Origin of the sequence: Mycobacteroides sp. PCS013 (assembly GCF_049532645.1) — a bacterium.
Classification (GTDB): domain Bacteria; phylum Actinomycetota; class Actinomycetes; order Mycobacteriales; family Mycobacteriaceae; genus Mycobacterium; species Mycobacterium gwanakae.
On record NZ_CP150131.1, the window covers coordinates 4,846,217 to 4,860,289 of the forward strand.

The 14,073-nt window shown below is 61.3% G+C and carries 13 protein-coding genes; 5 read left to right on the forward strand and 8 right to left on the reverse strand.

The features are described 5' to 3' along the window. Positions 1-215: 215 nt before the first annotated feature. Positions 216-572: a YbaB/EbfC family nucleoid-associated protein gene (locus tag RHO23_RS24120; protein ID WP_078354300.1), complete on the reverse strand. Its 357-nt coding sequence runs from the start codon at positions 570-572 to the stop codon at positions 216-218. Continuing rightward, the gene (locus RHO23_RS24125) at positions 569-895 is read right to left on the reverse strand and encodes a hypothetical protein (RefSeq protein WP_078354319.1); all 327 of its coding nucleotides are present in this window, start codon (positions 893-895) and stop codon (positions 569-571) included. Before RHO23_RS24125 ends, RHO23_RS24120 begins: the two co-directional genes overlap by 4 nt. 674 nt (positions 896-1,569) lie before the next feature. On the opposite strand from RHO23_RS24125, the gene RHO23_RS24130 reads away from it, so the two are divergent. The 5 genes from RHO23_RS24130 to RHO23_RS24150 all read left to right on the forward strand — a co-directional run bounded on the left by RHO23_RS24130 (position 1,570) and on the right by RHO23_RS24150 (position 8,941). Beyond that, on the forward strand, positions 1,570-4,530 hold the full coding sequence (locus RHO23_RS24130) for an AAA family ATPase (protein ID WP_423488428.1): 2,961 nt from the start codon (positions 1,570-1,572) through the stop codon (positions 4,528-4,530). A gap of 22 nt (positions 4,531-4,552) precedes the next feature. After that, complete coding sequence (gene eccA / locus RHO23_RS24135; RefSeq protein ID WP_070922163.1) at positions 4,553-6,367, forward strand: type VII secretion AAA-ATPase EccA; 1,815 nt, start codon at positions 4,553-4,555, stop codon at positions 6,365-6,367. 6 nt (positions 6,368-6,373) lie between these two features. Next, complete coding sequence (locus RHO23_RS24140; RefSeq protein WP_423488429.1) at positions 6,374-8,251, forward strand: AAA family ATPase; 1,878 nt, start codon at positions 6,374-6,376, stop codon at positions 8,249-8,251. Between the two features lie 77 nt (positions 8,252-8,328). Then, positions 8,329-8,574 (forward strand): hypothetical protein, encoded by a 246-nt coding sequence (locus RHO23_RS24145; RefSeq protein WP_070922217.1) that lies wholly within the window; start codon positions 8,329-8,331, stop codon positions 8,572-8,574. Between the two features lie 67 nt (positions 8,575-8,641). Then, complete coding sequence (locus tag RHO23_RS24150) at positions 8,642-8,941, forward strand: YbaB/EbfC family nucleoid-associated protein (protein WP_232784637.1); 300 nt, start codon at positions 8,642-8,644, stop codon at positions 8,939-8,941. 6 nt (positions 8,942-8,947) lie between these two features. On the opposite strand, the gene RHO23_RS24155 is transcribed toward RHO23_RS24150, so the two are convergent. From RHO23_RS24155 to RHO23_RS24180, 6 genes are all read right to left on the reverse strand, one after another. Beyond that, a complete protein-coding gene (locus RHO23_RS24155; protein WP_423488430.1) occupies positions 8,948-10,279 on the reverse strand; it encodes a hypothetical protein in 1,332 nt (443 codons plus the stop codon). 33 nt (positions 10,280-10,312) lie between these two features. Beyond that, on the reverse strand, positions 10,313-10,492 hold the full coding sequence (locus RHO23_RS24160; protein ID WP_234796286.1) for a hypothetical protein: 180 nt from the start codon (positions 10,490-10,492) through the stop codon (positions 10,313-10,315). Between the two features lie 799 nt (positions 10,493-11,291). After that, positions 11,292-11,618 (reverse strand): monovalent cation/H(+) antiporter subunit G, encoded by a 327-nt coding sequence (gene mnhG, locus RHO23_RS24165; RefSeq protein WP_046252462.1) that lies wholly within the window; start codon positions 11,616-11,618, stop codon positions 11,292-11,294. Then, positions 11,615-11,908: a monovalent cation/H+ antiporter complex subunit F gene (locus tag RHO23_RS24170; protein ID WP_030095724.1), complete on the reverse strand. Its 294-nt coding sequence runs from the start codon at positions 11,906-11,908 to the stop codon at positions 11,615-11,617. The genes mnhG and RHO23_RS24170 overlap by 4 nt, the downstream gene beginning before the upstream one ends. Next, on the reverse strand, positions 11,905-12,480 hold the full coding sequence (locus RHO23_RS24175; protein ID WP_070941908.1) for a Na+/H+ antiporter subunit E: 576 nt from the start codon (positions 12,478-12,480) through the stop codon (positions 11,905-11,907). The genes RHO23_RS24170 and RHO23_RS24175 overlap by 4 nt, the downstream gene beginning before the upstream one ends. Beyond that, positions 12,477-14,069, reverse strand: a complete 1,593-nt coding sequence (locus RHO23_RS24180) for a Na+/H+ antiporter subunit D (RefSeq protein ID WP_070942154.1) — start codon at positions 14,067-14,069, stop codon at positions 12,477-12,479. The genes RHO23_RS24175 and RHO23_RS24180 overlap by 4 nt, the downstream gene beginning before the upstream one ends. Between the last annotated feature and the right edge of the window lie 4 nt (positions 14,070-14,073).

Here is a 14,073-nt window from a genome sequence, read left to right on the forward strand (position 1 = left end):
CTGCGAGTTCGATATCTGTTGAGCCGATAGACAGCCGTCTACTAGCCGCACTACGCTCGTAGTGGGATTTCTCTGTGACAGAGACAACGCTGGCTGGCTGGCTGCCGGCATGGGCCGTGGGCGCCGATTCCGTAGCACCCATAGCGTCGCTGGGACGCACACTGCTGGGCGATGTGGGCGATGTCAACGGTTGTTGCTCGCTGAACCGTTGAAGGTTAACCCTTGCCCGGGATGAAGGTGCTTCCGTCCCATCGAGTGAGTGGCGTTTTCCTCAGATCGTTGAACTTCTTATCGAAGTGGTCGCCTAGGAAGCGCTGGCGCTCCAGAGCGTGTTGAGCGGCCGCCTGCGCGGTCTCGATGATGAGCTTGGCCAACGCATCTGCGGACAGCTTCTGAGCTTGACTGCTTAACCAGAGACCGGTCATTGTGCCGAGTCCATCAACCTGGACTTTTACCGCCTGGTCCTTACTGACCATCGTTACCGAGATCGAGTGGCACTCATCGGTCATGGCCTGCATCAGATCGCGCTGCTTGCGTATGCGTGCCATCAGGGATTCTGCGAGCCCGCTCATACGCTACGCATCCAGGTTTGAGGCTGCTCATCTTCTTCCTGACCCAGCACCTCTTCTTCGGCACGGGCTAGTTCCGCTTCAGTCGGCAACTCCAAGGTTCTAACAATCTCGGCCCCGAAGGGCTGCTGGAGCACTTCTCTTCGTCGAGCAACCTGTTGACGAAGTGCCGAGAGCTTGCATAACGCCAAGATCTCGTCCGCGAGGGCTTGCGGTGGCCTTCTCATCTCGCGTTGATCTATCTTGAGGCTCATCGGCAGGCCCTGCTCGGTTGTGGTCACCGAAATCGAGCCGGTCCGCGATCGCACCGAACGCTGCGCGGTCATCGTCATCTCCCTTAGGCTGATAGTTGACTACGGGGGTCGAGTTGGCTGTCCACCGGTCCGGATACCTGTGTGCTAACTACTGAGTACCATCAAACTCTACGAGAGTACGGCGATTGAGGAAGGGGAGGGGGACGTTGCCCAAGCAGGACCGCATTGCCCCGGTCCGTCCTCCGTGGCTGCCCGAAGAGGACGACCATCGCAGGGGATTGTTTAGGCGTCGCCGCAAAGCGGAGCAGGAGCCCGAAGCCACTCCGGCGGGTCGCGAGAAAGCCTTGGCGACGCCGGAACCTGAGGCAGCGTCGCCGAAAGCCGACGGGGCCAACGGTTCGGCAAGAAAAGCCTTAGAAGAGGTGACGTCCCAGACGGCACAGCAAAAACGTGGCGACTCGGACTACTACGCGCCGGCGCGCTCGGATTCGGCAGAAGGTGAGCGGCCCGGAACCGAGGGGGTGGAGTCGGGAGTCGAATACTCAGAACCCGAATCAGGTTCCGCGCCAACGCGAATCGTATCTCCGTCTGATCAGTCGCCGGAGCAGGCAGTTACGTCCGCTCTGCGCTCAGAAGCAAGCCGCACTTCCCCGGCCGAGGCTAGCGAGCCGGTGTCGCCGTCGAAGTCTTCGTCGCCGGCCCCCGAATCTGAACCTGAACCTTTGCAGACATTGAGTGACCTCTATGTGGCCGCAACCGATGCTTCAGTCCTTGAGCTGCCTGAAGTTCCGTTAGCTACGTCGACCGCTGAGTCGATTTTCCAGCCGGAGGTACCTGATCCGGAACCGGTCAGGCCCACCGGCGTTGTTGCGCCGCAGGCAGCTCCAGGGACGCTGGGGGAGCCGGGTGGGGCGGACCCGTTCTCGCGGTTCAGCGAACTTGAGGCCAAGTTACGGCAGATGGGGTTCGACGAGAGCATCCCCGAGGAATCGTCTGTGTCCGGCCCGCGGATCGACGACACCGCAGGCGTAGAAGACGGCCTGACGAGGAGATTCATTCTTCCTGAGTGGCTGGGCGCTGAGCTAGATCCGGAACTGCCTGTTTCCCAATCGGTTTCGTTTGTTCATCAGGAGGATCAGGCGGCTGCCGTAGTTCCTGATGTTGACGAGCCGCTGCGATCTCGGCATGCGGCGCCTGAGGAGGTCGAAACTGGCGAAAAGCCTTATGACTTTGATGATCTGACCGAAGCCGAATCTGAGGTCGTTGGTCCGGAAGCTGAACTTGCTGTGCCAGAGTCAGGGGCTGGGCCTACAGCACCGGGACCATTCGTGGTGTCGGAGCAGCAGGTTGATCCGGAGTGCGCCGCGGCGGACCAGGAAACTGAGCCAGAAGTTCCGGAGACGCTTGTGGTGCCAGAACCGGAATCTTTTGTGCCGGAATCTCAGTCCGTGCCCGGGCTAGTAGTGCCGGAAGTTGAACTTGATGAGCCCGAATCCGAGCAGAAACCTGCACAGTTGCCGCCAGTTGAGATTCCTCGCAGCAGCGAGGCCGACGACATCGATGCGCGCGCGGCAGCACTGCTTCAACGGATTGAAGCCAAGCGGGCAGAACTCAACAGAGACATCGCCGCGGTAAGCGAACCGGATGCACAGTCGGAACCGATTGTTGTTGAGCAGGATCCGGAATTTACCCCAGAGCCTGAATCTGAGGGGACAATTCCTGAGCCTGAGCCTGAGCCTGAGCCTGAGCCTGAGCCTGAGCCTGAGCCTGAGCCTGAGCCTGAGCCTGAGCCTGAGCCTGAGCCTGAGCCTGAGCCTGAGCCTGAGCCTGAGCCTGAGGAATCGGCAGACCTTGCCTCTGATTTCGAGCCCGAAGCTTCGGTCGTGGAGCAGAAGCACTTGTGGGAATCGCAGCCTGTTGAAGCGGATTCCGTTGCAGTGGTCTTTGACACCGACCTGGAGCGAGCTGCGGTGCTTGAGCAGGACTCGGAAGTTACGGTAATTGAGGCTGAATCAGCCTCGGAGTATGCAGAGTGCGAGCCGGAATCCGGTCCCGAAGCTGTGCCGCACGAGCTAGTGCCGGAACCGGACTCGGAACAGTCGCTGGAACTACCGGAATCGGTACCGATCCCCCAGCCCGAACTTGAGCAGGCGGCGGCAGCAGAGCTTGAACGCGCCCAGGTACCGCCAGAACCGGAGTCGCCTATCGCGATGTCCGAATCTGTTGGATCACAGGAGTTGTCGTCGTCTGACGCGGAGTCTCCGCATGACGTGGTGAAGGAGTTGCGGGAAGAGACGCGGTCCCCGCGACCGGCTGGCCGACGGTTGGCGACACCACCTTGGCAGATCCCCAACGCGGTGCAGCAGGCACCGGCGATCGAGCCTCCACCTGGGCCCGCGTACTACGTACCGCCGCAACAGCCTGCGGCTCAAGTGCCACCTCCCGGCTGGGTGCCAGCGCAGCCTCAGCAATGGCCGCCGCAGAACCCGCAGCCGCCTGCTATGCCTGCTCCTCCAATGAATCTCGACCCATACGTCCCGCCGCAGGTGCCTGGTGGCGAAGTGCCTTGGGCGCAGGGGCAGCCGCCGACTGGCCCGCCACCTCAGCAACTCAACCAGATGCCTCCGCCGGGTTGGGTGCCGGCGCCTATCCAGCCGCAACAGCAGCCCATGCATCCGGTGTACCAGGAAGGGCCGGCGCCGGGGCATCTTCCGCCACCGCAGTTCAACGCGCCTCCTGCAAATTATCAAGCACCACAGGCTTATCGGATGCCCCCTTCGCTGGATGAAGCAGCGATCATCAACCGTGGCCTTCACGCGCCACGATCTGGCTGGCGTCGCGCGGTACACCGCGCCAGCGCTGGGCACGTGAACCCAGGCGACTCCCGTAAGGACCGGGAGCGAGACGACCTGCTCGCACGTATCCGCCAACCGATCCTCGGTGACTATCGGATCGCTGTTCTGTCCATTAAGGGTGGCGTAGGAAAAACCACCACGACCTTAGGGCTTGGCTCAGCCTTTGCCACGGTGCGTACCGACCGCATCATCGCCGTCGATGCTAATCCTGACCGCGGCACCCTAGCTGAGCGAGTGCGCAACCAATCGACGTATTCCACGGTGCGGGATCTACTCAACGACGATCACATCAACAGTTATGCGGACGTGCGTAACCACACCAGGATGGCTACCAGCCGCCTGGAAGTGCTTGCTAGTGAGCAAGATCCGGCAGTTTCGGAAGCGTTTGGCGAGGTTGATTATCGCCACACCATCGAGATATTGCAGCGGTACTACAACATCATCTTGACCGACTGTGGAACTGGCATCATGCACTCGGCGATGACGGGTGTGCTCGATCTTGCACACACCATTGTCCTGGTCAGCTCGCCGGCCATGGACGCAGCACGAAGTGCCTCGGCGACGCTGGACTGGCTTATGCAGCATGGTCATTCGGGCCTCGTTCGTGAGGCGCACGTAGTGCTAAGCGCCTCACGACCTGGATCGGCCGGCATCAAGCTCGACAAGGTGTATGAGCATTTTGAGGCGCGTTGTAGGTCCATTCACTTGGTGCCTTTCGATCCACATCTGGCCGAGGGCGCCGATGTCGACTTCAACCTGTTGGGCCCAGCCACCAATGAGGCGTATCTGGGCTTGGCGGGAGCGATCGCGGAGAACTTTCCTCGTCTGCGCACGCATGAACAGCACATGTAATACGAAAGAGGCAGGAAACATCATGGTTGACAGCAGGGACGCCCAGCGGGTGTTCGACGCGGGCGTGCTCTCGCTTGGCATCCCGATTGACGGTCTTGAGACCGATCGCGATGTTGAGTACGCCAAGCTTGCTTTCCAACGTGCTACCGAATACGACGCTGACATGTGTGACGCATGGCTCGGACGAGCTGCGGCAGGCGATGCAAGCCCTGAGGTGTTCTTCAACCTGTACCGCACCAGCGAGACATCGATGTTCCGCGAGCAGCGCAGGCTGGGACTGCAGCCCCGAGCGTTAGCAGGGCTCTTCGAGACCGGTCTGTACATTAACTACACTCTGGCAACATTCACTGAGGTATGGCTGGCATACGCGGCGAGCCTCATCACAGGCAAAGACTTCGGTGAGGCCGAACATGTACTCGATGATCTGGATAAGCGTCGGGCTCGGATGGCGGACGGCAACAAGGAGGCACAGGAAATCTGTGCCTATATCCGCGGCGTTTTACACTTCACTACCCAGCGTTGGCCGGATGTCCTTACCGCACTTGCTAACTCGGCTTCATTCACCGACCCGTACATAGGGGCAGGTGCGCATCTGATGGTCGGTTCGGCCTGTGCGCAAATGGGCCTGTTCGGAGAGGGGATTCGGCGTCTTGACCAGGCCGCCGAAGGTCCGATTCCTGCTGCCAAGCGTGCCGCGGAATTCTGCAAAGGGCTGACACTGCGTGAGATGGGTAAGGAGGACGAAGCTCGGGTCATCTTCGAGCGGCTCTACAGCGAGGAGCCGGGATTCGAGGCCAATGCCGCTGCACTACGCGATCCGAAGTACCGGTTGATCATCACCACCCAAGAGATCATCGACTCGCGCACCGACAAATGGGACCCCAGCACGGCGCGCACAGGCGATCAGATAGACGCGGAAAGCCTTGAGGAGCGCAATAACCAGTATCTGCAGGCTGCGCAGGAAGAACTCGACCGGCAGATCGGCATGGCAGAGGTCAAGACTCAGGTCGCCAAGCTGCGTTCCGCGGCCAAGTTGGCCAAGATACGCGGCGACAAGGGGCTGAATGCAGCCTCACGCAGTTTGCACCTAGCTTTCACGGGCCCTCCCGGCACCGGCAAGACCAGCATCGCCCGTGTTGTTGCTCAAACCTACTGCGGCCTAGGCCTTCTCAAGACGCCTACGGTGGTGGAGGCCAAACGTCAAGATTTCGTCGGACAGCACCTCGGCAGCACGGCTATCAAGACGGGTGCGCTAATCGATAGCGCCATGGATGGCGTGCTATTCATCGATGAGGCGTACACGCTAATCCAAACGGGTCTTTCGGGCGGAGATGCGTTTGGCCGTGAGGCCGTCGATACGTTACTGGCTCGCATGGAGAACGATCGAGACCGTCTTGTGGTCATTATCGCAGGATACGACGGTGAGATCGATCGTTTCCTTGCCTCCAACGATGGCCTGTCATCCCGTTTCACGAAGCGAATTAGATTCGCCTCGTACACATCGGCAGAGTTGGGCGACATTGGACGAGTGATCGCAAAGGCGCGTGATTCTGATTTGTCCGAAGAGGCGTACAACGCGCTGGTTTCGGCGTGCACCACCCTCTATGAAGGAGAGTCGGTCGACCAGTCGGGGCAGACACGCCGGAATATTGACCTGGCAGGTAACGGTCGTTTCGTTCGAAATGTCATCGAATCTGCTGAAGAGGAGCGGGAATTCAGGCTAAGTGAAGAGCACGGGGCAGGTTTAGAAGACCTTGATGAGAGTGCGTTGATGCGTATTGAGGAGCCCGACATGCGGGCGGCACTCGACAATGTTCTTGGAATGCTGGCCAAGTGATCCACCATGGTTGAACCGCCCGACAATCAGAGTGATGGCCCGCCGCCGAGTGGCCCTTGGCGTGAGCCTATTCCTGATGGCTTGGGCCAAGACTCGGCTGGTGTGTCTCGGCGCCGGACGGCTAAGCACCAGCCGCAGAATTTTGTGCCCCCCAGCGCTGATTACTTTCCGACGCTCAAGCAGACGCCCCCACCGCCGTTGCCTAAGGCGCCCAAGCTGAGTCGCCGTCAGCGTAACCACCAGCGTCCATTGGCTCCGACTTGGGAGCCGGACCCGCTCAGCGCATACGGAACACCGCAGTTTCAGCAACAGGCGCCTGCACAACCACCTGGTCCTGGGCAGTATCAGCCGCCACCTGCCCCTGGGCAGTACGAGCAGCCGATGCAGTATCAGCAACAGGCGCCTGCACAACCACCTGGTCCTGGGCAGTATCAGCCGCCAGCAAAACCTGTTGCACCGCAACACAACTACTATGTTCCACCGCCGATGCAGATTGGCGTTGGCCGACCGTCGGTAGAACCGGGATTGGCTTCGCCGCCGCAGGCTGATGGATTCCCGCCATCCGTGAGCAACGAAACGACGCATGAGATGCTGATTTCGGCACCGCGTGCGCAGAGTCAACCGTTCGATGCGCCCACGCCACGGATTGAGGTCGCACCACCCGCGGGGGGTGCCCCGCCCACCCCACCAGAGGCTGCTCCCGCGCCCTTCGTTCCGACGTCGCACCCGCTACCAACTCCTCAGCGGTCGCCTGTGCAGCCTCCGACCGCGGTACCGCCGCGTGCTCCCATGAGCACGCCGCCGCCTGCATTCCCGCGCGCAGACTGGAACGCTCCGGCTCCGTCTGCTCATGGGCACACAGCTCACGTACCCGTGGCAACGCCATTTACCACTGCGCAGCCGGAGGTACCGGCCTATGATCAGGCGCCTCAACACCGCTCTCAAGGTCCGTCGGTAGATCAGCTGGGGCTGATTCGATCTGCCAAGCCGTTGCCAAAGTCAGGATGGCGCAAGGTTGTTCACCGGCTGTCTGGGGGCGCGATCAATCCTGGGGAGTCCTCAGAGGAGACGACACGTTCCGCTCTCATCGAACGCATCAACGCTCCGGTACGTGGCGACTACAGGATCGCCGTTCTGTCGCTGAAGGGTGGCGTCGGTAAGACGACAACGACCTTCTCGCTCGGTGCGACCTTTGCGTCCTTGCGTGGCGACAGGGTGATCGCGGTGGATGCGAACCCTGACTTTGGCACGCTGGCTCAGCGCGGTCCAGATGAGACACGCTCCACCGTTCGAGATCTACTGATCGATAACGATATTCATCGCTACTCCGATGTCCGTCGACACACATCGCAGAGTGCAAGCAGGCTTGAGGTTCTTGCTTCGGAACGAGATCCGGCAGCTTCGGAGCTGTTCTCGGAGGCTGACTACCGTGCGGTTATGCGCATTCTTCAGCGCTTTTACAACATCATCCTGACTGACTGCGGCACAGGGTTGATGCACTCGGCGATGGCCGGTGTGCTGGACGAAGCCAACGCCATCGTCTTGGTCACTTCGCCAGCTATAGATGGCGCCCGAAGTGCCTTGGCGACATTGGATTGGCTTGATCACCATGGTTATTCACACTTGGTGAGGCAGTCGGTGGTGGTCATCAGCTCCTCGCGACCGGGTGCATCATCGGTTGACTTGGAACAGTTGAGCAGGCATTTCCTTACGCGGGCACGCGCCGTGCACGTCGTCCCGTTCGACAATCATCTGTCGGAGGGGTCGGAGATTTCGTTGGATCTGATGAGTAGGAAGACGCGGATGGCGTTTACCGAGCTCGCGGCGGCGGTGGCCGACGGGTTTCAGTACGGCGGGCGCGAACCTCATCGCAGGTGGAACTGATCGGATTGGGAACGTAGATGTCAATGCCACAAGTGCCGGCTCACTTCATAGCGTCATCGCGGAATGACAGTGTCGTTGTGCTGGCCAACGAGCGGGGGCTACCAATCCGGCTGAAACTCGATGCTAGCGAGATGTCCAGGCCGCCCGAGCTTCTCGCGCAGTCAATCCTCGAATTGTGCAGACTATCCGCTATGCGCCAACAGGTTGCTCACCGCAAGCAGTTCGAAGATTCGCCGTATTCAGCCGTGATATGCCGAAGCCTGCGGCTGGCGACCGAGCAGCAATTGTCCGATGCCGAGGAAGCGCAGTTCGCGGATGACTGAGCCAACGAGAAGCCTCGCGGACTCGGTTGTTGCGCGAATGCGGAAGCAACGTGACCTCCTGCGTGCGATGAACGATGAAAGTCAGTCGACATCTGTCGAGGTGAGTAGTCAGGACCAAGCGGTCAAGGTCACGGTCGACGCGCATGGCGCCATGACAGCTTTAAAGATAACGAGTCAGGGGCAACGACTCGGGCCGGACATTTTGGCGCAGCGAATTCTTGAAACAGCCTCCGCAGCAGCGCAACTGGTCCTTCAACGTCAACATTTTGTCAACGCAGAATTCTCCCAACGCTTCGCGGCGCTGCAGCAGGAACCTCTGCGCCGCTTTGATGGCACGATGTTTACTCCCGGACCGCCGACCGCGTAACGAAACTTACTTTTGCGCGGTCGTCTCTGACTCGTCCTGCACCACTTCATCGCCAAGAACGGCAGGACTGGCGGTGCCCTGATCGCCAACTACTTCGGCTCCCTGGAGCGCGGTTTGCAGGAAAGAGGAGGTCTCATGATCGTCACTACCTGCGCCAGCCTTGGATCCGGCGCCGCCACTTCCGCCCTTTGCATTTCGAGTATTTTCTGCGCGCCCCACCATCCCGCCACTGCCTGTCGCTGCCTTGGCAGGTGCGGCGCTGGCAGGAGGCGTGGCGGGTGCCGTACGGGCTGCTCCAGGGCTTGACCCGGACGGGGTGGCCAGCCCGCCTCGGAGGAAACCACCAGGATTGTTGGCCCCGTTCGATGAATGACTGTTCGACGTCACGCCGGTTCCGCGACCTGAAGGGCCAAAGGAGGAGGTGCCCTTGGATAGTGACCGCGTTGCTCCGCCCCGCGAGGTACCGGCAGAGCGATTGGAACCTCCGGACATGGAGCCTCCGAGGAGTGAAGAGAACTGCTGCGCTGCACTGCTTGCCATCTGGACTGCTGGCGACACTGCTTGTGACCCAGCTTGCGGTATAGCTGTCAGCGACAGTGGGGCGCCGATTGCCGACACGATGCCCGACTCGGCACCGAGGGAGCTTTGTAGCTCTGTCATACATTGCACCGCCATCTCGACGGCCTGAGTACATGCCTCGGCAATACCAGGTGCTGTCCAGGGCAGCCCTGGCGTCAGTGCCGCCATTTTCGCTTCCCACTCGTGCAGGATCTCCATGAGTCTGGTCTCGGCCTGGGTTACGTCTGTGGCAGAAGAGGTGAGGCTGCCGCCGATTCCGCTGGACTGAAGGGCTACCTCGAGTCCGTTGAGTACGGCCTCAAGTGACTTGGTCATTGCCGCGATTCCTGAAAGGCCCTCCCAGATACCGCTGAGCATGCCGACCGCTTGTTGCACCGATTGACCGGTGGTTTCGAAGGTTTTGGAGATACCTTCGTACATCTGTGGCGGGTCGTACCCTTCGTCAAATTTCCCCGTGCCGAGAGTGCCGAGCGCGTCCGTCACCGGTGTGATCATCGAACTCGGGTTAAAGGGGCTTCCCGCAGCCCCGGACGCGGGTATGCCCGCTGGTGCCGTTGGCATCGGTGTACCAGAGGGAGGAGGCTGAATGCCGAGCTGAGTTAGTACCTGTTCAACAGGAAGGTTGAGATAGTCGGCAAGACCTTGTTCTTGTGCATTGATATAGGGGGTTGGATCGAATCCAGGTACGTGCTGGGCAACTTGGTGCGTAGGATTCGCCGACGAAGAATCCGGTGATGACGGTGGGACTGCGTCGGCCATGGGATCGAGTGCTCGGGCGTGCCTGCTTGCCCGTTACAGGTCGGAATCGACGGTGACGAAAGACGCCTTGGAGACCGCGGTGCTGACTCCAGTGCCCGCGTGAACTGCGCCGAGCAGTAATGTTCCCGCCAGGTTGACTGCTTGCGCGGGGCCGTAGGCGGCGAGATAGATCACACCTATTGGGCCGACCGCTGCCGCCGCTGCGCTCATCATGCCAGCGGAGTTCACTGAACCTGCGGTTGTAATGGCTGTTGCTGCACCTTCTTGCACACCGGTGAATGCCTCTAAGCCACCTGGCACTGCCTTGAAGTCCCCCATGGTCTCCCTCTCTTCGTGGTGAAGTCTTGCCCAAGGCTAGCAGGGGTGGCGTGTGAATGCACCCCCAGTTGGGGGGCTTAACTGGGTAGCTCGAGAAGGGTGCGCTGGCGTCAGAGTGGTTTGTGGCAATTACCTGGACGGACGGTGGGCGAGTATCCGGGCATGTCAATTGGGATCTGGATACTTGGCAGACAACTCTCGCCTCGATAGGCGTTTGGAGAAGCTAGGTTGCCCTGAGGGCGCTGAGGGTGCGAGCTGTGGAGGCCTTGTATATCGCTACGTTGTGAGGCGCGGAAGATATGGAATACTTCGCACGAGATATCGGGGAGGTTTCCGTGTTTCGTCGCAGTTCACGAGCTATGCGCAGGAAGATTCCACGCATCCCGTTGGCTGGTGGCTATGATTTTGAAGACACCGCACCCACGGTTCCGATTCCCGTGATTCCTCACGTGGAGCATGCGTCGTACTACGTCCCGGATCCCAGCCCTGAGGCTCTTCCCCGCTTACCCGGATGAGGCGTCGACCGATGCGCCGTCTGCGACGTTGGGGAATGCAGGTAGTGGGCTGCCGAGTCATTTCGCTGCTGAGCAGCGGACCAAGGCTTGGCCTGCCCGGGGCGAGCCGATGGGAAATGTCTCGGCCAGGCCTTTTGAGAGTCGGCGGAAGCCGGGCGCTTGATTTTTGCGAGCGCCGTTTAACGCTCCAGTTCGTCGGTCGTCATCAGGTCGTCGCGAACGCTGCGTTCGTGATAGGCGAGCCGTGCAACCCGATGCGCGACGACGGGGGCGGTGATGATGGTGAACAGCCCGGTGAGCACGATCATGCTGACGTCGGCGTGCCCGCGCAGCCGCAGCGCGGCACCCGCCAGAACCAGCAGCAGTCCCAACACCTGAGGCTTGGAGGCGGCGTGCATGCGGGCCAACGTGTCAGGAAATCGCACCACGCCGATCGCGGCGGTCAGGGCCAGCGCGGAACCGAGTAACACCAGCGCACCCGAGATGCCGTCGAGAAGAGTGTTCATCGCGGTTGCCTCCTCTCGTCGCGCGGGTCGATCGCGGTGTCGGGTACGCGGAACCGTGTCACGCTCACCGAGCCGAGGAAACTGATGAGAGACAGCGCGACCATCCCGTACAGCACAGTGGAATCCAGGCTGTAGGCCGCCCATGCGGCAAGCGTGCACATGGTGACGGCCACCAGGGTGTCCACGGCGACAAGCCTGTCGAGCGTGTTGGGGCCGGCGAGCAGCCGGTATGTGGTGATGGTCGCCGCGGCGATGAGCAGCACGGCCGCGATGTGCCATACGACGTTCACAGTCCCTCCCTCATCTCGGACTCGGTGGTGTCATCGTCGGGATGCCAATCAGCGTCCCGTTCGAAGGCTGCGATGAAAAGTCTTTCCAGTTGCCGCAGTTGGGCGTAGAAAGTCGCCACAGCCTTGGGCGAGCCCACATCCAGCACGTGCACGTACGCCAGCCGGCGTTCCTGGTCTATTTCCAGGACTACCGATCCCGGGATGATGGTCAGGGTGTTGAGCAGAAGCGCCATCACCAAGTCGGACTTCACCGAAAGCTGGGCGCGCAGTACGGCACTCAACGGTGGCGCGCCCGGCCTGATCGCCAACCACGCCACCTGCAGACTGGACAGCACCATGTAGTAAGCGACCGTGCAGGCGAGCCGGATCATCGAACCGACATGCAGGCGGCCCTCCACCGGCAGCCGGGGCATCGGTAGCAGCACCGTGATGACCAGTGCCACCAGCAGCCCGGTAGCGGTGTTGGCGACGGAGAAGTTTCCCCACAGCATCGTCCATACCAGCATGAGCCACACCAAAATCCAGATGCGCAAGACAATTTCGCGAGGGCCGTACATCGTGAGGCTTTTCATCGAGGGCCACCCCCGAGGACCGCGCTGATGTATACCGCACGGTCACGGACCTCGGCGGCGGCACGATCACTCATGCCGATGATCGGACCGGCGAATATGGTCAGCGCCACCCCGGCCGCGATCAAACCCAATGTGGGTGCCAACATGCCGGCCGGCATCCGGCCCACGTCGGCGCGGTCCACAAACGCGACTTCTTCTCCGTCATCGAGAAGCGCGGACGGTGTCGCCGCGGCGAGATCACCCTCGGGCGCGTCGGCGCGTGGCCGCCAGAACGCCTTGGTCCACACCCGTGCCACCGCATACAGGGTTAGCAGGCTCGTGATGGTGCCCCCGGCCACCAAGGTCCAGGCCAGCATCGAGCCCTGCAGCGACCCTGCCTCCAGTAATGCGACCTTGCCGATGAACCCCGAGAACGGCGGTATGCCACCGAGGTTCAAGGCCGGCACCACGAACGCGAAGGCCAGTAGCGGACTGGCGGCCGCTAGACCACCCAGGCGATTCAGCGATGACGCCCCTGCCTGGCGCTCAATGAGTCCCACCACGAGGAACAACGTTGTCTGCACGATGATGTGGTGTGCCACATAGTAAATCGCGCCGGACATGCCGAGCTCGTTGGACAGCGCGATGCCGAAGATCATGTACCCGATATGGCTGACCAGGGTAAAGGACAGCAGTCGTTTGATGTCACTCTGCGCGATGGCGCCCAGGATGCCGACGATCATGGTCAGCAGCGCGGCCACCAGCAGCACCGTGTTCAGAACTCCACCCGGGAAGAGCAGAGAATGTGCGCGAATGATGGCGTACACACCCACTTTGGTGAGCAAGCCCGCGAAGACCGCGGTCACGGGTGCGGGCGCGGTGGGGTAGGAGTCGGGTAGCCACGTCGACAGCGGGAAGACCGCCGCCTTGATGGCGAAGGCCACCAACAACACCGCGAAGATCGCCATCCGGGTACCCGACGGTATACCGTCTGCGCGGACTGCGATTTCGGCCATATTCAATGTTCCGGTTGCCGCGTAGACGAACGCGATGCCCAGCAGGAAGACCACCGAGGACATCATCGAGACCATCACGTACGAGATACCCGCCCGCACCCGGTCACCGCTGGCGCCGATGGTCAGGAGCACGAAGCTGGCGGCCAGCAGTACCTCGAAACCGACATACAGGTTGAACAGGTCGCCGGCCAGGAAGGCATTGCAGACACCTGCGGACAGCGCCAGGTACGTGGGCATGAAGATCGACACCGGCTGGCGCTCGTCACCGTCCCGAATACCCTGCGCCGCCGCGTACAGCACCACCGCGAGCAACACGATGGCCGAGACCACCAGCATCAATGCCGAAAGCCGGTCCACCACAAGGGTGATTCCGAGCGGCCCCAGTTTTTCCTCGGTAGGCCCCCAGCCCCCGACCGCCAGTGCGAAGGTGCCGTTGCGATCTGCCAGGTAGAGCAGTACCGCGCAGACTCCGAGCACCGTGGTCAATGCCGTGACGGTGATCAGCAGTTGCAGTCGTGGGCGACGGCCAGCGATCAGCGTCAACGCTGCCGCGGCGGTCGGCACGAGGACCGGGAGCGGGGTCAGAACAGCCATGGCG